Annotated in this window: 15 protein-coding genes and 2 tRNA genes; 12 read left to right on the top strand and 5 right to left on the bottom strand. The window is 71.8% G+C overall.

Going from position 1 to position 18,856, the window contains the following annotated elements; genetic code table 11:
• Window positions 1–53: 53 nt before the first annotated feature.
• A tRNA-Arg gene (locus ACZ53K_RS24015) sits at window positions 54–126 on the top strand.
• 115 nt (window positions 127–241) lie between these two features.
• A tRNA-Met gene (locus ACZ53K_RS24010) sits at window positions 242–315 on the top strand.
• Between the two features lie 72 nt (window positions 316–387).
• On the opposite strand, the gene ACZ53K_RS24005 is transcribed toward ACZ53K_RS24010, so the two are convergent.
• Window positions 388–1,167 carry an NAD(P)H-dependent oxidoreductase gene (locus ACZ53K_RS24005; RefSeq protein ID WP_468840156.1) on the bottom strand — a complete coding sequence of 260 codons (780 nt, stop codon included), beginning with the start codon at window positions 1,165–1,167 and terminating at the stop codon, window positions 388–390.
• 148 nt (window positions 1,168–1,315) lie between these two features.
• Between ACZ53K_RS24005 and ACZ53K_RS24000 the strand changes: the two genes are divergently transcribed.
• The 3 genes from ACZ53K_RS24000 (at window position 1,316) to ACZ53K_RS23990 (ending at window position 4,277) form a co-directional block, all read left to right on the top strand.
• Window positions 1,316–2,353 carry a GlxA family transcriptional regulator gene (locus tag ACZ53K_RS24000; RefSeq protein WP_468840424.1) on the top strand — a complete coding sequence of 346 codons (1,038 nt, stop codon included), beginning with the start codon at window positions 1,316–1,318 and terminating at the stop codon, window positions 2,351–2,353.
• Window positions 2,350–3,273 carry a DUF2797 domain-containing protein gene (locus ACZ53K_RS23995; RefSeq protein WP_468840153.1) on the top strand — a complete coding sequence of 308 codons (924 nt, stop codon included), beginning with the start codon at window positions 2,350–2,352 and terminating at the stop codon, window positions 3,271–3,273. Before ACZ53K_RS24000 ends, ACZ53K_RS23995 begins: the two co-directional genes overlap by 4 nt.
• 125 nt (window positions 3,274–3,398) lie before the next feature.
• A complete protein-coding gene (locus tag ACZ53K_RS23990; protein WP_468840422.1) occupies window positions 3,399–4,277 on the top strand; it encodes an amidohydrolase family protein in 879 nt (292 codons plus the stop codon).
• Window positions 4,278–4,293: 16 nt separating this feature from the next.
• On the opposite strand, the gene ACZ53K_RS23985 is transcribed toward ACZ53K_RS23990, so the two are convergent.
• Window positions 4,294–4,860 carry an NADPH-dependent FMN reductase gene (locus ACZ53K_RS23985; RefSeq protein ID WP_468840150.1) on the bottom strand — a complete coding sequence of 189 codons (567 nt, stop codon included), beginning with the start codon at window positions 4,858–4,860 and terminating at the stop codon, window positions 4,294–4,296.
• Window positions 4,861–5,155: 295 nt separating this feature from the next.
• Between ACZ53K_RS23985 and ACZ53K_RS23980 the strand changes: the two genes are divergently transcribed.
• From ACZ53K_RS23980 to ACZ53K_RS23950, 7 genes are all read left to right on the top strand, one after another.
• The gene (locus ACZ53K_RS23980) at window positions 5,156–5,908 is read left to right on the top strand and encodes a response regulator transcription factor (protein ID WP_468840147.1); all 753 of its coding nucleotides are present in this window, start codon (window positions 5,156–5,158) and stop codon (window positions 5,906–5,908) included.
• A 341-nt stretch (window positions 5,909–6,249) separates the two neighbouring features.
• Entirely contained in the window at window positions 6,250–7,770 is a 1,521-nt protein-coding gene (locus tag ACZ53K_RS23975) for a sensor histidine kinase (RefSeq protein WP_468840146.1), read from the top strand.
• An 89-nt stretch (window positions 7,771–7,859) separates the two neighbouring features.
• Entirely contained in the window at window positions 7,860–9,236 is a 1,377-nt protein-coding gene (locus ACZ53K_RS23970) for a bifunctional glycosyltransferase family 2/GtrA family protein (protein WP_468840144.1), read from the top strand.
• Entirely contained in the window at window positions 9,233–11,428 is a 2,196-nt protein-coding gene (locus tag ACZ53K_RS23965; protein WP_468840141.1) for an ArnT family glycosyltransferase, read from the top strand. The genes ACZ53K_RS23970 and ACZ53K_RS23965 overlap by 4 nt, the downstream gene beginning before the upstream one ends.
• Window positions 11,429–11,542: 114 nt before the next feature.
• Entirely contained in the window at window positions 11,543–13,150 is a 1,608-nt protein-coding gene (locus ACZ53K_RS23960; RefSeq protein WP_468840139.1) for an MFS transporter, read from the top strand.
• Window positions 13,151–13,193: 43 nt separating this feature from the next.
• Window positions 13,194–14,069: a TetR/AcrR family transcriptional regulator gene (locus ACZ53K_RS23955; RefSeq protein WP_468840137.1), complete on the top strand. Its 876-nt coding sequence runs from the start codon at window positions 13,194–13,196 to the stop codon at window positions 14,067–14,069.
• A gap of 186 nt (window positions 14,070–14,255) precedes the next feature.
• Window positions 14,256–14,492 (top strand): chaplin, encoded by a 237-nt coding sequence (locus ACZ53K_RS23950; protein ID WP_030017571.1) that lies wholly within the window; start codon window positions 14,256–14,258, stop codon window positions 14,490–14,492.
• 97 nt (window positions 14,493–14,589) lie between these two features.
• Here ACZ53K_RS23950 and ACZ53K_RS23945 read toward each other — a convergent pair whose 3' ends face one another.
• The 3 genes from ACZ53K_RS23945 to ACZ53K_RS23935 all read right to left on the bottom strand — a co-directional run bounded on the left by ACZ53K_RS23945 (window position 14,590) and on the right by ACZ53K_RS23935 (window position 18,716).
• On the bottom strand, window positions 14,590–15,447 hold the full coding sequence (locus ACZ53K_RS23945; RefSeq protein WP_468840134.1) for a YceI family protein: 858 nt from the start codon (window positions 15,445–15,447) through the stop codon (window positions 14,590–14,592).
• 213 nt (window positions 15,448–15,660) lie between these two features.
• Window positions 15,661–18,153: an MFS transporter gene (locus tag ACZ53K_RS23940; RefSeq protein WP_468840420.1), complete on the bottom strand. Its 2,493-nt coding sequence runs from the start codon at window positions 18,151–18,153 to the stop codon at window positions 15,661–15,663.
• 89 nt (window positions 18,154–18,242) lie between these two features.
• A complete protein-coding gene (locus ACZ53K_RS23935) occupies window positions 18,243–18,716 on the bottom strand; it encodes a MarR family winged helix-turn-helix transcriptional regulator (RefSeq protein ID WP_398164931.1) in 474 nt (157 codons plus the stop codon).
• Between the last annotated feature and the right edge of the window lie 140 nt (window positions 18,717–18,856).

Here is an 18,856-nt window from a genome sequence, read left to right as displayed (position 1 = left end):
TGTAATGTTCTTTCTGCAACGCCGACCGGCAAGAAAAACCGCCGGAAAGCCAAGCGCTCGTAGCTTAACGGATAGAGCATCTGACTACGGATCAGAAGGTTGCAGGTTCGAATCCTGCCGAGCGCACAGCAGGTCAAAGCCCCCGCCGGGTAATCCGGACGGGGGCTTTGTCGTGCTGTACGGCGGTGAAGGGCGGGGATTTCCCTTGTGGGCGCGTGTGGCGTAGAGTCTGACGAACCGACGCGGGGTGGAGCAGCTCGGTAGCTCGCTGGGCTCATAACCCAGAGGTCGCAGGTTCAAATCCTGTCCCCGCTACTGCGAAGACCGGTCCGGCACGGAAACGTGCCGGACCGGTCTTTTTTGCGTGGCGTGTGTGGGGGAAGCGGATTACGGGGTCTCCGTGTAGTGCAGGGCCGGGCCGGTGGTGTGCGGGGCGAGGTCCGGGCGGAGGGTGAGGGTTTCCGGGTCGTAGTCCGCGGAGTTCTGGCGGCGGAAGGACAGGGGCGGGGCCGAGGGCAGGTCCAGGAGGCGGGCGCGGAGCCGGTCGGCGGTGTCCTCGAAGGTGGCGGGGGTCATCCGGTCCGCCGAGGGGACGAGGAACGGCGGCATCGCCTGCATGCCGGTGTACCAGAAGGTGCCGTGGTGGAGGGGGAAGAGCAGGTCGTTGAGGTCGCCGCTGACGCCGCGGGGGCCGATGGAGGAGGCGCGGGCGCCGGCGGTGACGACGGCCATGGCGCGCTTGCCGGTCAGCGGCCCGTCGCCGTAGCGCAGTGCTTGTCCGGTGGCGGGGTCCTCGATGCCGTACGCGAAGCCCTTGATGAAGACGCGGTCGAACCAGCCCTTGAGGATGGCGGGCATTCCGTACCACCAGAGCGGGAACTGCACTATGAGGGTGTCGGCCCAGGAGACCTTCTCCTGCTCCTCGCGGATGTCGGGGCTCAACGTGCCACTGCTGTGGGCGTGTGCGGCGGCGCGGCCGACGTGCAGGCGTTCCTCGGGGGAGTGGCCGAAGTCGCCGGCGTCGACGACCGGGTTCCACTTCATGGCGTAGAGGTCGGAGAGCCGTACCTCGTGGCCGTGCTCGCGCAGGACGCGCAGGCCTTCGTCCTTGAGGGAGCCGTTCAGGGAGCGCTCTTCGGGGTGGGCTGCCAGCCACAGGACCTTCATGGGGAATCTCCAACAGGGTGGGAGGGGAGGGCGGGAGTTCGTTCTATGGGTCGATCTTGGGGTGCGGGGCGGTGGCGGGACGAGTGACCGGATGGCCAGCATGTGCAAGGATCGGGCCATGGGTAGGGGTGCGGGTATGGGTATAGGCATGGGGATGGGCGTGGGGGCAGGTACGGCCGCGGGAGTCTTCGCGGGGGACGGGCGGCATCGGGTCGCCGTACTGGTGCGGCACGGGCTGCTGCCGATGGAGCTGGGGATCGTGCACCGCATCTTCGGCACGGCCGAGACGGCCGACGGGCAGCGGCTGTACGAGGTCGTGACGTGTGCGCCGGAGCCGGGGGAGATCCGTACGGACGTGGATTTCACGGTCAATGTGCGGCACGGGCCCGAGGCGCTGGCGGAGGCGGACACCGTCGTGGTGCCGGCCTCGCAGCAGGACTACGGGACGGACAGCGGGTGCCTGAGCGAGGAGATGGCGCGGGCCGTGGCGCGCATCCGTCCCGGGGCCCGGGTGGCGTCGATCTGCACGGGGTCGTTCGTGCTGGCGGCGGCCGGGCTGCTGGAGGGGCGGCGGGCGACGACGCACTGGGGATCGACGGAGCAGTTCCGGCACTTGTTCCCGGCGGTGGAGCTGGACGCGGATGTTCTGTACACGGATGAGGATGGCGTTCTCACGGCCGCGGGAGTCGCTTCCGGGATCGATCTGTGCCTGCACATGGTCAGGTGTGATCACGGGGCGGCGGTGGCCAACGAGGTGGCCCGCCGTACGGTCGTGCCGCCCCACCGGGAGGGCGGGCAGGCCCAGTTCATCCGGCGTCCGGTCCCCGAACCGCAGTACTCCTCGACGGCCGCGGCCCGGGCCTGGGCGCTGAAGCACCTCGACCGGCAGGTGACCCTGCGTGAACTGGCCGCCTGCGAGGCAATGAGCGTACGGACCTTCACCCGGCGGTTCCGGGAGGAGGTCGGGGTGTCGCCGTTGCAGTGGCTGACCCAGCAGCGCGTCGAGCGGGCGCGGCAACTGCTGGAGGAGACGGAGCTGACGGTGGACCGGGTGGCGGCGGACGCCGGATTCGGTACGGCGGCCTCGTTGCGGCAGCACCTCCAGGCCGCGGTCGGGGTGTCGCCGAGTGCGTACCGCAGCACCTTCAGGGGGGCCGGGGCCGAGCCGGCGGGGGCCGGGGAATGAGCGCGGCGGCGGGGGCCTGGTGGTGTACGGGGCCGAGCTGGGCCGGGAACGAGCCGGGGCTCGGCTGGTACGCCCCGGAGCGCGGCGCGCGTCGGCGCAGCGCGTTGCCCGCCGACAAGGCGCTGGCCTTCGCGGTGACGGGCGAGCGGCGGTGCCTCGGGGTGCGGCGGAGCGCGCGGTGGACGGCCTGCCCGTACGCGGCGGTGATCGACGGCGGGAGCGCGCGGGACCAGTGCGCGGACTGCGCGCGGCTCGACCGTTCGCGGTCGGTGGCGGCGGACACGATGGCCGACGATCCGCGTACGTACGGCGTCTACCTGGCGTATTTCGGGCCGGGCCTGCTGAAGGTGGGCATCACGGCGGCCGAGCGCGGCGCGGCACGGCTGGTGGAGCAGGGGGCGGTCACGTACGCGTGGCTGGGGTACGGGCCGCTGATGGCCGCGCGGCGGGCGGAGGCGTTGCTGGGCAGCGCCCTGGACGTACGGGACCGGTTCGGCAAGGCGGAGAAGCGGGCGGTGCGGGCTGGGCTGCCGCCGGTGCCGGAGCGGGCGGCTGCGCTGGCCGAACTGCACGCAACGGCGCGGGGGCTGGCCGGGTGGCCGGAGGCGCTGGAACCGGCCGCGTTCGCATGGACGGACCATACGGAGGCGTTCGGGCTGGCGCGGATTCCGGCGAGGGCGGTCGGTGAGGTCACGGGGCTGACGACGGGGGATGAGGTTGTGGGGAGTGTGGTGGCGGGAGTGGGGGCTGATGTGTATGTGCGGGATGCGGGGGGAGGGAGCAGGGTTTTCGTGGTGGACGGGCGGTTGTTGGCGGGTTGGGTGTTGGTTGGTGCGGTGGGTGGGGTGACTACGGCGGAAGTGCGGGATGGGAGGGGTGAGGGGGAGGGTAAGGGAGGGGCGCAGGGGAGTTTGTTCTGAGGGTGGGGGGCGAGGTCAGGGCGAAGGGTGGCCCTCAGTAGGTGCTAGGTGCAACGATCGCCTCGGGCTCGGGTTGAGAGCTGAGAGCCGGTATCCGGTGTCGTACGGCGGGGGGCGGCGTGACCATGGCGGTGGACGGTGACGAGCGGGTCGAGGCGCTCTGGCGGGGGCTGGGGCTGCCGGGGCTGATCGACGTGCACACGCACTTCATGCCGGAGCGCGTACTGGCCAAGGTCTGGGCGTACTTCGACGCCGCCGGGCCGCTGGTGGGGCGCGCGTGGCCGATCACGTACCGCTACGAGGAGGACGAACGGCTGGCCGTCCTGCGCGGCTTCGGCGTCCGCGCCTTCACCTCGATGATCTACCCGCACAAGCCGGGCATGGCCCAGTGGCTCAACGGCTGGGCAGCCGACTTCGCGGCCCGTACGCCGGGCTGCCTGCGGACCGCCACGTTCTTCCCGGAGACCGGGGCCGCGGAGTACGTGCGTACCGAACTGGACGCCGGGGCACGAGTGTTCAAGGCTCACGTGCAGGTGGGGGCGTACGATCCCGGGGATGCACGGCTCGACGGCGTGTGGGGCGCGCTCGCGGAAGCGGGGGTTCCGGTCGTCGTGCACTGCGGTTCCGGGCCCGCGCCGGGCAAGCACACCGGGCCCGAGCCGGTCGGGCGGCTGCTGGCCCGGCATCCGCGGCTGCGGCTGGTCGTCGCGCACATGGGGGTGCCGGAGTACACGGACTTCCTGGACCTGGCGGCGCGCTACGAGGGCGTGCACCTGGACACGACGATGGCGTTCACGGACTTTGCCGAGCGGGCCGCGCCCTTCCCCCGTACGGAGCGGGGGCGGCTCGCGGACCTGGGCGAACGCATCCTGTTCGGCAGCGACTTCCCCAACATCCCGTACGGGTACGCGCACGCGCTGGAGGCGCTGGCGCGGCTGGAAATGGGGGACGGCTGGCTGCGGGGGGTCTGTTACGGGAACGCGGGGCGGCTGTTCGGGATCTGAGCGGGTGGGAAGGCCGTCAGACAGCGCGCGCCCTGGGCGGGGTGGGTGAGGGGGCGGCTGCCGCGGCGGTCAGGGCTGCCATGGCTGTGCGCAGCTCCTGGAGGGTGGCGGGGTCGGTGACGGTTCCGGTGGCCGGGTCGGTCTTCGGGGCGATGGCCGTGAGGTTGCGGCAGGCGTCCGGGACCACGTCGGCGGACATCATGCGCAGGGTCTCGCGCAGCTGCTCGTGCGCGTACTCGGCGCCGGCCGGCGAGGGGGAAGCGGTCAGTACGGCGGCCGGCTTGCCCAGGAATTCGGCGCTGCTGACCAGCCAGTCGAGGGCGTTCTTGAGGACTCCGGGGACGCCGTGGGCGTACTCCGGGCTGACGACCAGTACGGCGTCCGCGTCCGCCACGGCGCGGCGCAGGGCGGCCACCGGGGCGGGTGGCGTGGCGCCTTCGGTGTCCAGGTCGGGGTCGAAGTGGGGAAGCGCGGCGATGTCGGCGGTGGCTGACGCGGCGTCGGTGAGGGCGAGGGCGGAACGCAGGACGGCGCCGTTGGAGGAGCGGGCGCGCAGGCTGCCGTTGAGGGCCAGGATCTTCATGCGGTGACGGTACGGGTTGACGTCGGCGTGAAGGGAAGAGGCGGGCGGGGGCAGGCGGGAGTGGACGTGGGCGGGCGGGACGCGGGGGCGTTTCGCCCGGTGGGAGGGTGAAACCGCAGGTCAGGGCGATTGTCAGTGGTGGGTGCCATGCTGAGGGAAGTGGTGACCGGCTGGACCGCGCGGGGGGCGGCCCAGTCCGGTTCCACTGAATCCGTGCTGTGGTGACGGGTGTTTCTCAGGGGATTCACAGATACGCGCAAGACGGCTCTCAGAGGGGGTGGTCAGCCTCGACAGCATGACCGTGACAGCGTCCACATCCACCGCGAAGAAGCCTGCCGAGCTGCTGCTGCGTCGCGACGGGAGCCCGGTGCGGGTGCTGGTCGTCGACGACGAGGCGTCGCTCGCCGAACTCCTCTCCTTGGCGCTGCGTTACGAGGGCTGGGACATCCGCGCCGAAGGCGACGGCACGGCCGCGCTGCGGGCGGCGCGTGAGTGGCGGCCGGACGCCGTACTGCTCGACGTGATGCTGCCGGACATGGACGGGCTGACCGTACTGGGACGGCTGCGGCACGAACTGCCCGAGGTGCCGGTGCTGTTCCTGACCGCGAAGGACGCGGTGGAGGACCGGATCGCCGGGCTGACGGCGGGCGGCGACGACTACGTGACCAAGCCGTTCAGCCTCGAAGAGGTGGTGGCACGGCTGCGTGGCCTGCTGCGCCGCGCGGGCGCGGCGGCGAGCCGCGGCGAGTCGCTGCTCGCGGTGGGCGACCTGCTGCTCGACGAGGAGAGCCACGAGGTGTGGCGGGGCGGCCAGGAGATCCACCTGACGGCCACCGAGTTCGAGCTGCTGCGCTACCTGATGCGCAACCCGCGGCGGGTGCTGAGCAAGACCCAGATCCTGGACCGGGTGTGGAGCTACGACTTCGGCGGCCAGGCCAACGTCGTGGAGCTGTACATCTCGTACCTGCGGCGGAAGATCGACGCGGGCCGCAGCCCGATGATCCACACCCGCCGGGGGGCGGGATACCTGATCAAGCCGGGCGGATAGCGGGTGCGGCTGCGGGCGCGAGTGCGGATGCCCGACGGAGCGGCAAGTGGGGGAGCGGGGGAAGCAGGGGACGGAGCGGGGCCGGGGTCGGGGCTGGGACCGGGAGCCGGAGCCGGAGCTGTAGGAGTGGGGGCGGGGTGGCCGACGTGAGGGCCGGAGTGGCCGGGCTGGCCGGAGTGGGCGTCCCCAGCCCCACCCCCTCCATCCCCACCACCCCCACCGCCCTCGCCAGGCCCCGGCGGGCACTCCTCCCCCCATCCGCGCACCGGCACCGTCGCCCCCGGCGGGTTCGGTTGCGGCCGCGGCGGTGGACTCTGCGTACGCGGCTGATCGTTTCGGCGGTGTTGTTGATCGCGGTGGTGTGTGCGGTGATCGGCACGGTCACCACCATCGCGCTGCACTCCTACCTCCAGAACCAGCTCGACGACAAGCTGCGCGAGTCGGCCCGGCACTCCGTGGGCCGGCCGGGGGACTTCACCGGCCACCGGGACCTGGGATTCATCGCCGCGCCGGGCCGGCCCATCGGCACCGTCGGCGCGCGGCTCTCCGCCGAGGGGGAGATCACCGCGGCGGGCCGCAGCATCGACGCGCGCAGCCCGCTGCCCGCGCAGAACGTGGTCACGCTGACCGATGAGCAGCAACGAGCCCTGGCCGCGGTCCCGCGGGACGGGCGCCCGCACACCGTCACCCTCCCCGACCTGGGTGACTACCGCGTCGAGTCGGCGCCGGACGATGCCGCGCTGGTCGGTCTGCCGTCCGGCGAGGTGCAGGATGTCGTCGGGCGGCTGGTCGTGGTCGAGGTCTGTGTGACCGCGGCGGGTCTGGTGGCCGCGGGCCTCGCGGGCGCCGCCACGGTCCGTATCGCGCTGTGGCCGCTGCGCCGGGTCGCCGCCACCGCCACCCGTGTCTCCGAACTGCCGCTGCACCGCGGCGAGGTCGCCCTGCACGAGCGGGTGCCGGCCGCCGAGGCCGATCCGCGTACGGAGGTCGGGCAGGTCGGCGCGGCCCTCAACCGAATGCTGGGGCACGTGGGTTCGGCGCTCGCCGCGCGGCAGGAGAGTGAAACGCGGGTCCGCAGATTCGTCGCGGACGCGAGCCACGAGCTGCGTACGCCGCTGGCTTCGATACGCGGCTACGCCGAGCTGACGCGGCGGGGCCGCGAGGAACCGGGCCCGGCCACCCGGCACGCCCTGGGGCGCATCGAGTCCGAGGCGGTACGGATGACCGGCCTGGTGGAGGACCTGCTGCTGCTCGCCAGGCTGGACGCCGGGCGCCCGCTGTCGTACGAGAGCACTGATCTCGCGCCGCTCGTCGTGGACGCGGTCAGCGACGCCCGCGCCGCCGGGCCCCGCCACAAGTGGCGCCTGGAGCTGCCGGCCGACCCCGTGTCCGTACGGGCCGACGCCGACCGGTTGCACCAGGTCCTGGTCAATCTGCTGGCCAACGCCCGTACGCACACTCCGGAGGGCACCACGGTCGTCGCCTGTCTGCGGCGCGAGATGCCGTTGCCCGGGGCTGGGCACTTCGTCCGGCTGGAGGTGCGGGACGACGGCCCCGGTGTGCCGCCCGCCCTGCTGCCGCACGTCTTCGAGCGCTTCGCCCGCGGCGACGCGTCGCGTTCCCGTACGGGTGGGGACGCGTCCTGTTCCCGTACGGAGGGGGACGCTTCCCGTTCCCGTACGGACGATGAGGGCCCCCGGGCCGGTGGTGGCAGTACGGGGCTCGGGCTGGCGATCGTGGAGGCCGTGGTGGCGGCGCACGGCGGTACGGTCGGGGTGGAGAGCGTTCCCGGGCGGACCGTCTTCCGCGTCCGGCTTCCCGTCGGCGGACCGGCGCGCGACGCCGCACGCGCCCCTCAGTAGTCCCATACGCCCCTTGAATACGGCCATTCACAGCCTGGGCACAGCAGCACCACACCACCGTGACAGCGCGGGTGGCGAGGGTCGGTGCCATGACGACGACACAGCCGGCCCACACCCCCCTGGGCTCCCTGCCGCCCCGTGAGCATCTGCGCCTCGGCCAGATCGACACGGTGCTCGATGTCGTGATCCCCGTCTACAACGAGGAGTCCGACCTGGAGCCGTGCGTCCGCCGGCTCCACGACCACCTCTCCCGCACCTTCCCCTACGGCTTCCGCATCACGGTCGCGGACAACGCGAGCACCGACCGCACCCCTGAGATCTCCGCGTCGCTGGACGAGATGATCGACGAAGTGACGGCCGTACGCCTGGAGGAGAAGGGCCGCGGCCGGGCACTGCGCACGGTCTGGGCCCTCTCCGACGCCCCGGTGCTCGCCTACATGGACGTCGACCTGTCCACCGACCTGAACGCGCTGCTGCCGCTGGTCGCCCCGCTCATCTCGGGCCACTCCGACCTGGCGATCGGCTCGCGGCTGGCGCGCAGTTCGCGGGTGGTGCGCGGCCCGAAGCGGGAGTTCATCTCCCGCTCGTACAACCTCATCCTGCGCGGCTCGCTGGCCGCCCGCTTCTCGGACGCGCAGTGCGGGTTCAAGGCCGTACGCGGCGATGTCGCCGAGCGGCTGCTGCCCATGGTCGAGGACAGCGGATGGTTCTTCGACACCGAGATGCTGGTGCTCGCGGAACGCGCCGGGCTGCGCATCCACGAGGTCCCGGTGGACTGGGTGGACGACCCGGACAGCACCGTGCACATCGTGCGGACGGCCACCGAGGACCTCAAGGGCGTCTGGCGTGTGGGCCGCGCGCTGGCGACCGGGGCCCTGCCGCTGGACCGGCTCGCCCGCCCCTTCGGCGACGACCCGCGCGACCGCGAACTGACCGGAGTACCGCGCGGCCTGGCCCGCCAGGTCATGGGCTTCTGCGTGGTCGGCGCGCTGAGCACGCTGCTCTACCTCGGCCTGTACTCGCTCTTCCGGCTCGGCGTCGGGCCGCAGCCGGCCAACGCCGCCGCGCTGCTGCTGTCGGCGATCGGCAACACGGCGGCGAACCGGCGGCTGACCTTCGGCGTACGGGGCCGTGAGCGCGCCGTCCGCCACCAGGCCCAGGGACTCGTCGTCTTCGGCATCGGACTGGCCCTGACCAGCGGTTCACTGGCCGCGCTGGACGCCGCTACCGGCGACCCCGCGCACGGCACCGAGATGGCGGTGCTGGTGGCCGCGAACCTCGCGGCGACGGTGCTGCGCTTCCTGCTCTTCCGGGCGTGGGTCTTCACGGACCGGGAGCGGGACGCCGGAGGCGGTGGGGATGCCGGAGCCGGCGAGGACAGCCGGTGCACCGCACCGGATCAGCACACGGCCGTACCGGACCAGCACACGGCCGTACCGGCCCACCTCGGCAGGAGCGCTCGATGACCACGTACCACCCCCGTCTCACCGATGAACCGGGAGAAGATCCGGCGGCGGTCCCGGATGCCCCGGATGCCACGGATGCGCAGTCACCACCCCCCGCCCCTGCGGACCCGGCCCCCGACCCCACTCCCAACTCCACTCCCGACTCCATTCCCGACCCCACCCCCGCCGCCTCCCCCCGCTGGTCCCGCCCCGCCCTCGTCGCGCTGCTGCTCGCGTCCGCCGCGCTCTTCCTCTGGGACCTCGGCGCGTCCGGTTACGCGAACCAGTTCTACTCGGCGGCCGCCCAGGCCGGTTCCGCGAGCTGGAAGGCGCTCTTCTTCGGGTCCTCCGACGCCGCCAACTCCATCACCGTCGACAAGCCCCCGGCCGCCCTGTGGCCGATGGCCCTGTCCGTGCGGCTCTTCGGGCTCAGCTCGTGGTCCATCCTGGTGCCGGAGGCGCTGATGGGTGTCGCCACGGTCGGTGTGCTGTACGCGGCCGTACGGCGCCGGTTCGGCGCGGGCGCCGGGCTGTTCGCGGGGGCGCTGCTCGCGCTGACGCCGGTCGCCGCGCTGATGTTCCGCTTCAACAACCCCGACGCGCTGCTGTGCCTGCTGATGGTCTGCGCGGTGTACGGCGTGCTGCGCGCCCTGGAGGACGCCCGTACGAAGTGGCTGGTGCCGGTGGGCGTCTGCTTCGGGCTGGCCTTCCTGACCAAGACGCTGCAGGCGTGGCTGATCCTTCCGCCGCTGGCGGTGGTGTACGCCGTCTGCGCGCCCACGCGGCTCCGTCGGCGGATCGGGCAACTGCTCGTCGCGGGGCTGGCGATGGTCGTGTCCGGCGGCTGGTGGGTCGCGATCGTGGAGCTGTGGCCGGCCGGCTCGCGTCCGTACATCGGGGGCTCGCAGAGCAACAGTTTCCTGGAGCTGACCTTCGGCTACAACGGCCTCGGCCGCATCAGCGGCAACGAGACCGGCAGTGTCGGCGGCGGCCGCCCCGGTGGAGGCGGCGGCGGGGGTGGAGGCGGTGGAAGCTGGGGCGACACCGGCATCACCCGGCTCTTCACCTCCGACATGGGGGGCCAGATCTCCTGGCTGCTGCCCGCCGCGTTCCTGCTGCTGGCCGCGGGGCTGGTCGTGCTGCGGCGGGCCGGGCGGACCGATGCCGCGCGGGCGGCGTTCCTGGTGTGGGGCGGCGCGCTGCTGATCACGTTCGCGACGTTCAGCTTCATGTCCGGGATCTTCCACCAGTACTACAACATCGCCCTGGCCCCGTACATCGCGGCGCTGGTCGCGATGGGCGGGACGCTGCTGTGGCGGCGACGCGACCGTACCGCCGCCGTACTGGTCCTCGCGGGCACGGTCGCGGTGACGGCCGCCTGGGCGTACGTCCTGCTGGCGCGTTCGCCGCAGTGGCTGCCGTGGCTGCGCTGGGCCGTGGTGGCGGTCGGCGCCGTGGCGGCGCTGGGGCTGCTGCTGTCCGTACGGATGCCGTCCGTACGGCTGGGCCGTCGGCTGGCCGTGGTGGCCGCCGGGCTGGGCGTCACCGCAGGACTGGGCGGCCCGGTGGCATACGCGGCGAACACGGTCGGCACCCCGCACACCGGGTCGATCGTCACCGCGGGCCCGACGGTCAAGGGCGCCGGGGGCCGGCACGGCGGCATGATCATCATCGGTGGTCCGGGCCCCGGCGGGAGGGCCGGAAAGCCCGGTAAGGGCGGTAAGGGGGGCCCGCCACCCGGCCAAGGCCAGGGCCAAGGCCAGGCCCGGAGCCAAGGCCAGGCCCGGGGCCAAAGCCAACCCCCCGGCGCCCCCGCCCGCCACAACGCCCTCGGCGGTCTCCTCAACGGCCGGCAGGTCAGCGCCAAGGCCAAGGCCGCCCTCCAGAAGGACGCGGGTGACTACACCTGGGCCGCCGCCGCCATCGGCTCCCAGAACGCCGCCAGTTATCAGCTCGCCACCCGCCTGCCGGTCATGCCCATCGGCGGTTTCAACGGCAGCGACCCGTCGCCGACGCTCGAACAGTTCAAGGAGTACGTACGCCAGGGGAAGATCCATTACTTCATCGGCGGCGGATCGGGCGGCGGCTTCTTCGGGGCGGGGAGTGCCGAGAAGTCGACCTCGTCCGACATCGCGAGCTGGGTCGAGAAGGCCTTCAAGAAGGTGAACATCGGGGGTGCGGCACTGTATGACCTGACCCGACCCGCCTCATGACGTTCGCAGCCGCACCACTCAGCTCCCCTTTAATTGGCTGTACGGCGTATAGCGCCCCCTGTACGGTGTAGATGTCCCGCTGATCCGCTCGATCACTCCGTACAGGGAGCCTGTATGTCCTCCGTGGCCTCCGGTGCCACTCCACCCTTGAGCCCGGCCCGCAATCCCACCCGCTGGCTCATCCTCGCCGTCATCTGTCTCGCGCAGCTGACCGTCCTGCTCGACAACACCGTCCTGAACGTCGCGGTCCCCTCGCTCACCGAGGAGATGGGCGCGACCACCGCCGACGTCCAGTGGATGCTCAACGCGTACTCCCTGGTCCAGTCCGGCCTGCTGCTCACCGCCGGCAACGCCGCCGACCGGTACGGCCGCAAGAAGATGCTCGCCCTCGGCCTGGTGCTGTTCGGCGTCGCCTCGCTCGCCGCGTCCCTCGCCCAGTCGCCCGGCCAGCTGATTGCGGCCCGCGCCGCCATGGGTGTCGGTGGCGCGCTGCTGATGACGACCACCCTCGCCGTCGTCATGCAGATCTTCGACGACGCCGAGCGCCCGAAGGCCATCGGCATCTGGAGCTCGGTGAACTCGCTCGGCTTCGCCGCCGGGCCGCTGATCGGCGGCACGCTGCTGGCCCACTACTGGTGGGGCTCGCTGTTCCTGATCAACATTCCGGTAGCCCTCATCGGCTTCGTCGCCGTGCTGCGGCTCGTCCCTGAGTCGAAGAACTCCAACGGGGAGCGTCCCGACCTGGTCGGCGCGCTGCTCTCCATGATCGGCATGGTGGGCGTGGTCTTCGCGATCATCTCCGGGCCCGAGAGCGGCTGGCTCTCCGGCCGGGTGCTGGGTTCCGCCGCCGTCGGCGTCGTGGGCCTCACCGTCTTCGCGCTGTGGGAGCTGCGCATCCCGAACCCGATGCTGGACATGCACTTCTTCCGCAACAGCCGGTTCATCGGCGCGGTGTCCGGCGGCATCCTGGTGGCGTTCGGCCTGGGCGGGTCGATGTTCCTGCTCACCCAGCACCTGCAACTGGTGCTCGGGTACGGCCCGCTGGAGGCCGGCCTGCGGATGGCGCCGCTGGCGCTGATGGTCGTCGCGCTGAACTTCACCGGCCTGGGCGTCAAGCTGCTGCCCAAGCTGGGCACCCCCGGCATGATCGTGGTCGGTATGAGCCTGCTGGCCGGCGGTCTGGCCGCCATCGCGACCCTCGGCAGCGGCAGTTACGGCGGCATGCTGCTCGGCCTGCTGCTGATGGGTGTGGGTGTGGCGTTCGCGATGCCCACCATGGCCAACGCCATCATGTCGTCGATCCCGGTGGAGAAGGCGGGGGTGGGCGCGGGCGTGAACGGCACGCTGATGGAGTTCGGCCAGGGCCTGGGCGTCGCCGTCCTCGGCGCGGTCCTCAACTCCCGCTTTGCCGCGCTGCTCCCGGCGGTCGCCCTGGGCGCGGGTTCACTGCCCGCGGCGCTGGCCATGGCCCGTACGGACGCGGACCGGGCGGCTGTTCACGACGCGTTCGCCTCCGGTATCGGCACCAGCCAACTGGTGGGCGCGGCCGCCGTCTTCCTCGGCGGGCTGCTCGCGGCGTTCCTGCTGCGGCGTGCGGAGCGTGGCGTTCCGGCCTCCGGTTCGGCCGTCGCCGCCGTTGCCGACGGTTCCGCCGTACCCGGGCCCGGTGCCCCGGAAGACGACCCCGTACGCCCGGGACCGGCCGCCGCCCGGCCGGAATAGCATCGACTGCGTACCACTGCGTGAACGAGAGGGAGGGCGCGAGATGGCAGCAACTTCGAGCCGCGCCGAGAAGCAGCCGAAGAGCGTGTGGCTGACCGAGCGCCCCCCGGTGAAACGGAAGGCGGACCAGCCGGCCGGACTGGACCTCGACAAGATCGTCGAGGCCACGGTCCGGCTGCTGGACGCCGAGGGCCTGGCGAAGTTCTCCATGCGCCGCCTCGCCGCCGAGCTGGGCGTCACGGCCATGTCCGTCTACTGGTACGTCGACACCAAGGACGACCTGCTGGAACTGGCCATGGACGCGGTGGCCGGCGAGCTGGACCTGCCGGACGAGTCCGATGAGCAGGCCGACTGGCGCGACCAGCTGCGCCACCTCGCCTTCGAGTACCGCAAGCTGCTGCTCGCCCACACCTGGCTGCCGAGACTGCTGGGGGAGTACCTCAACTTCGGGCCGCGCTCGATGGCGTTCTCCAACGCGACGCTGCGGGTGATGGCGCGCAGCGGCCTGTCGAAGAAGTCGACGTCGGGCGCGCTGGCGGCGGTCTATCAGTTCGTCTACGGCTTCTGCAGCATCCAGGGTCAGCACCGGGCCCGCTGCCGGGCCGAGGGCACCACCCTGGACGAGTACTTCCACCAGGTCGTGAAGGCGGTGCAGGGCCGGCCCCGGTTCGCCGAGACGATGGAGCTGTCCGTCAACGCCACGTACGCCCGCGAGGACATGTCGGCGGAACGGATGCTGGACGACGACTTCGCCTTCGCCCTCGACCTCCAGATCGCGGGCATCGAGGCCATGCGCGAGCGGGAACGGGAGCGCGAGCGGGCGGCGGCCGTTGCGGACGGCACCGAAGGTGACCCGGACGGCGATCACGACGGCGCGCATGACGGTGACGGTACGGATCAGAACCCCACCACCCGGTAACCGAGGCCGCGGCACCGCTCCGCCGGCGGCTCTACCACTTCCCGCCGCCGCACGGGCGTCCCGCGCGTCCGAACGCGTGAAGGGGGGCCGCCGAACGTGGGCATCGGCGGGCGCGGCGGTTTTCCCCTACCCCGCCGCGTCTACCTCTTATCTGATCATTTCTCAGCGCAGCGTAAGGAGCTCCACATGCGCGTTCGTACTGCCATCAGCGCGGGTGTCCTGACCGTCGCCGCCGTCCTCGGCAGCGTTGGTACCGCCGTCGCCGACGCAGGTGCGGGGGCCAAGGTCGCCAACTCGCCCGGCATCCTGTCGGGCAACGCCATCCAGGTTCCGATCGACCTCGGTCTGAACCTCTGCGGCAACACCATCGACGTCATCGGCCTGCTGAACCCCGCCACGGGGAACAAGTGCAAGACCAACTGACGGACTCTCCATACGACGGTGCCCCGCCCCTTGCAGCGCTGCAAGGGGCGGGGCACCGTCGCATGCGACCCCGGTCGGGGGGAGGGGCCGCGGGTCGTCAGGCCGTGGGCAGGTTCTCGCCCTGTACGGCCTGGATGTCCAGCTCGACCCTCAGGGTCGTGCCGATCGCCGCGATTCCGGCGGCGACGACCTGGTTGTAGTTCATCTTGAAGTCCTCGCGGCGCAGCTCGGCGGTGGCGTTGAAGGCCGCCCGTACGCCGCCCCACGGGTCGGGGCCGGTACCGAGGTAGCTGAGGTCGAGGTCCACCGGGCGGACCACGCCGCGCAGCGACAGGTCGCCGTGCACGGTCCAGCGGTCCGGGCCGGCCGGCTCCAGGCCGGTGCTGCGGTAGATCATGTCCGGGTACTGCTCGACGTCGAGGAAGTCCCCGGTCCGCAGGTGCCCGTCGCGCATCCCGTTGCCGGTGTCGATCGACGCCGTCTTGATGACCGCCTCGACCGACGACTTCTCCAGGTCCTCGGCGATCTCGATACGGCCCGCGAAGTCCAGGAAACGGCCGTGCACGCTGGTGATGCCCAGGTGCTGGGCGGTCGCCGCGACCGTCGAGTGCATCGGGTCGATGGTCCAGGCGCCGGGCGGCGGCAGCTCGGCCCCGCCCTGGCGGGCCAGCACCACGTTGCCGACGTCCATCCGGCCGCTCGCCGTGACGATCGCGCTGGAGGCGACCGGCGCGTAGCCGACGGCCGTCACGATCACCGTGTACGGGCCGGGGGCCAGCGGCTGTGCGTCCCGTACGGCACCGTCCTCGTCGGCCGCCGCGCGCAGCACCTGGGTGCCGGTCATGTCGGTGACGGTCAGCACCGCGTGCTGCACCGCCCAGCCGTCCCGTGTACGGACCTGCGCGCGTACGCCCGCGCCCTTGGCCGCTCCCGCTGCTGCGCCCGTCGAAGTCATTCCCACTCCCGTTCTTGCCTCTCACATGTCGGGCTCCGGGCGGCGGCACGCAGGCCGTCCCCTGCCTGTGCGCGTACCGCCGCCGGAGCCCTGGGGTCCGGCCCGTGCTGCCTCTCCGCTCAAAAGGACACCGCGGACCGGGGTTTCTTCGCCCCGGGGTGAACCGGGGTTCCCGGGGGCCCGCCGACGTACGGCGGGGCCCCGGGCCCGGGGTCACTCGCCGGGGTGGGCCAGCTCGACGTCGTATCCGTCGACCCCGCGCGCGTCGACCGTCAGGCCGTTGGCGACCGGCGGGTAGCCGCTCGCGATGACCGTGTAGTCGCCCGCGTCCAGGTCGGTGAAGGCGTACGCGCCGTCCTCACCGGTGGTGGAGGTGGCCACGACGTTGCCCGCCGCGTCCACCAGCGTGACCCGCGCGTCCGGCAGCGGACGCCGCTCGGCGCCGGCCCGTACGACGCCCTGTACCCGGGCGCCGGACAGCAGCTCGATCTCCATCCGGGTCGTGCCCTGCCCGCCGACCTCGACCGGCAGTGCCGTCGGCCGGAAGTCGGCCGCGTTGACGGCGATGGTGTACGTGCCGGGGGCCAGCTCGTCGAAGGAGAAGTACCCCTCCGGCGCGGTCTTGCCGGTGGCCAGCACCTCGCCGCGTACGTCCGTGACCACGACCATCGCGTCCGCCACCGGCTCGCCGGTGACCGCGCTGCGGACCTGGCCGCCGAGGCCGCTGGTGCCGCTGAGCAGGATGTCGTAGGCCAGGGCCTGCTCGCCGACGACGACCGTGGACGCCTGCGGCTGGTGGCCGTCGGCCGCCGCGATCAGCACGTAGGAGCCGGCGCCGGGGGCGTTCAGCACGTACGAGCCGTTGGCCTGGACCACCGAGCGGCCCAGCTGGCTGCCGCTGAGCGAGATCAGCGTGACTGCCGAGTTGCCGACCGGGTGGCCCTCCGCGTTGCGGACGGAGCCGTGGATCGCCGGGCCGGCCGGGACCTCGTCACCGCCGCCCGCCGAGGCGTACGCCGCCAGCGGCTGGGTGGTGGCCGACGCCGCCGGCTGCTGCGCCCAGGAGGGCGCCCGGCCGTCGTCGTCCCGGCCCACCGGGGCACCGGCGCCCACGAGGGCGGGCTCCGGCTGCGGGGCCGCGGCGGTGGCCGCACCGGCAGCGGCGGGGGCCGCCGCCGACTCGTCGGACTGCGCCAGGCCGCCCTGGGTCTTCAGCGCGACCTCCTTGATGAACAGCGTCAGCAGGAAGGCGAGCAGCGCGCACGGAGCCGCGTACAGGAAGACGTCGCCGACGCCGTGCCCGTAGGCGCTCTCCATGATCGTCCGGAACGGCGCCGGGAGGGCGTCCAGGTCCGGGATGCCGCCGCCGCCACCGCCGCCGCCCTGGGCGAACTTCGCCGCGGCCTGCGGGCCGAGCTCCTGGACGCCGTCCTTCACGTAGTGCGTGACGCGGTTGGCGAGCACCGCACCGAGCGCCGAGACGCCCACCGCACCACCGAGGGAGCGGAAGAAGGTCACGACGGAGGAGGCGGAGCCGAGGTCCTTCGGGGCGACCTGGTTCTGCGTGCACAGCACCAGGTTCTGCATCATCATGCCGATGCCGAGGCCCATCAGCGCCATGAAGATCGCGATGTGCCAGTACTCGGTGTCGTGCCGGATGGTGCCCAGCAGGCCGAGGCCCGCGGTGACCAGTACGCCACCGGAGACCAGCCAGGCCTTCCAGCGACCGGTCTTGGTGATGATCTGACCGGAGACGGTCGAGGAGATGAACAGACCACCGATCATCGGGATCGTCATGATCCCGGACATCGTCGGCGACTCACCGCGCGCCAGCTGGAAGTACTGGCTGAAAAAGACGGTGCCGGAGAACATCGCGATACCGACGAACAGCGACGCCAGCGAGGCCAGGGTGATCGTCTTGTTGCGGAACAGCCGCAGCGGGATGATCGGCTCGGCCGCCCGGGACTCGACGAATACGAAGATCGCGCCGAGCACGATCGCGCCGCCGACCATGGCGAAGGTCTGGCCGGAGATCCAGTCGTACTTGTCGCCCGCCAGGGTCACCCACACCAGCAGCAGCGAGACCGCCGCGCTGATGAAGAAGGCACCCGCCCAGTCGACCTTGACGTCCCGCTTGACCACGGGGAGCTTCAGGGTCTTCTGGAGGACGATCAGGGCGATCACCGCGAACGGCACGCCGACGTAGAAGCACCAGCGCCAGCCCATCCAGCTGGTGTCGGTGATGACGCCGCCCAGCAGCGGGCCGCCGACGGTGGCGACCGCGAAGGTGGCGCCGATGTAGCCGCTGTAACGGCCACGCTCACGCGGGGAGATCATCGCCGCCATGACGATCTGGGCCAGCGCGGACAGACCGCCCACGCCGATGCCCTGCACGACACGGCAGGCGATCAGCATGCCGGAGTTCTGCGACAGACCGGCCACCACCGAGCCCGCCACGTAGATCACCAGCGCGACCTGGACCAGCAGCTTCTTGCTGAACAGGTCGGAGAGCTTGCCCCACAGCGGGGTGGTCGCGGTCATCGCCAGCAGCGACGCCGTGACGACCCAGGTGTAAGCGCTCTGGCCGCCCTTGAGGTCATGGATGATCTCGGGCAGCGCGTTGGAGACGATCGTCGAGGACAGGATGGCGACGAACATGCCGAGCAGCAGCCCGGATATCGCCTCCATGATCTGACGGTGCGTCATGGGCGCCCCGTCGGGAGCCGGGTGGCCCCCGTGCTTGGCGTGGCCGCCCCGCACACCGGATGGTGTGGTCGTAGCCATGTGGTTCCTTTTCATTCCGCGGGTGTGCGGGTGGTGGGTTCGTGATGCGCCCGGGTCCGGCAGTCGCCGAAGCTCGTACGGAGCCTGGCGAGCAACTCGTTGAGACGGCCGACGTCGCTGTCGGACCAGTCGTCCAGGTACCGGGCGAGTGATGCTGTGTAGCGCTCGGAGAGCTCCGCGAGGAGCGACCGGCCGCTCGGCGTCAGGCGCAGCAGCCGCGACCGCTTGTCCAGCGGGTCGGGCTCGCGCTCGATCCAGCCGCGCTCGGCGGCGTGGGCCACGTGCCGGCTCGTGACCGACATGTCGATCGCGAGCAGTTCCGCCAGCTTGCTCATCCGCATCTCGCCGTACCGGTCGAGCAGCGTGAGCACACCGGCCGAAGCGGGCGGGCAGTCGGGCGGCAGGATCCGCCCCATCTCACGCTTGACGGCACCGATGGCACTGAGCTGCCGGGCCAGCTCCTCGTACTGACTCTGAGCGGCCATGGGCACCTCCGCACTTCTTCTTTTGTTGCCTTGAGCAACCGTAGAACCACTTGGTTGCTGAAGGCAAACGATTCCGTGGGGTGTGAAGGTAAAAGAACCCAAAAGGTTGGCAAGATCGATGGTCAAGGGGGTGGGGTGGG

This window comes from Streptomyces sp. NPDC033221, assembly GCF_055577005.1.
The sequence above is the reverse complement of the archived record's forward strand: the minus strand, read 5'-3'. Positions and strand labels throughout refer to the sequence as shown.

Bases quoted from the DNA above. Each gene is read 5' to 3' on its own strand.
- ACZ53K_RS24005 (WP_468840156.1), bottom strand. From the start codon at position 1,167: ATGAAGGTCCTGTGGCTGGCAGCCCACCCCGAAGAGCGCTCCCTGAAC.
- ACZ53K_RS24000 (WP_468840424.1), top strand. From the start codon at position 1,316: ATGGGGATGGGCGTGGGGGCAGGTACGGCCGCGGGAGTCTTCGCGGGG.
- ACZ53K_RS23995 (WP_468840153.1), top strand. From the start codon at position 2,350: ATGAGCGCGGCGGCGGGGGCCTGGTGGTGTACGGGGCCGAGCTGGGCC.
- ACZ53K_RS23990 (WP_468840422.1), top strand. From the start codon at position 3,399: ATGGCGGTGGACGGTGACGAGCGGGTCGAGGCGCTCTGGCGGGGGCTG.
- ACZ53K_RS23985 (WP_468840150.1), bottom strand. From the start codon at position 4,860: ATGAAGATCCTGGCCCTCAACGGCAGCCTGCGCGCCCGCTCCTCCAAC.
- ACZ53K_RS23980 (WP_468840147.1), top strand. From the start codon at position 5,156: ATGACCGTGACAGCGTCCACATCCACCGCGAAGAAGCCTGCCGAGCTG.
- ACZ53K_RS23970 (WP_468840144.1), top strand. From the start codon at position 7,860: ATGACGACGACACAGCCGGCCCACACCCCCCTGGGCTCCCTGCCGCCC.
- ACZ53K_RS23965 (WP_468840141.1), top strand. From the start codon at position 9,233: ATGACCACGTACCACCCCCGTCTCACCGATGAACCGGGAGAAGATCCG.
- ACZ53K_RS23960 (WP_468840139.1), top strand. From the start codon at position 11,543: ATGTCCTCCGTGGCCTCCGGTGCCACTCCACCCTTGAGCCCGGCCCGC.
- ACZ53K_RS23955 (WP_468840137.1), top strand. From the start codon at position 13,194: ATGGCAGCAACTTCGAGCCGCGCCGAGAAGCAGCCGAAGAGCGTGTGG.
- ACZ53K_RS23950 (WP_030017571.1), top strand. From the start codon at position 14,256: ATGCGCGTTCGTACTGCCATCAGCGCGGGTGTCCTGACCGTCGCCGCC.
- ACZ53K_RS23945 (WP_468840134.1), bottom strand. From the start codon at position 15,447: ATGACTTCGACGGGCGCAGCAGCGGGAGCGGCCAAGGGCGCGGGCGTA.
- ACZ53K_RS23940 (WP_468840420.1), bottom strand. From the start codon at position 18,153: ATGACGCACCGTCAGATCATGGAGGCGATATCCGGGCTGCTGCTCGGC.
- ACZ53K_RS23935 (WP_398164931.1), bottom strand. From the start codon at position 18,716: ATGGCCGCTCAGAGTCAGTACGAGGAGCTGGCCCGGCAGCTCAGTGCC.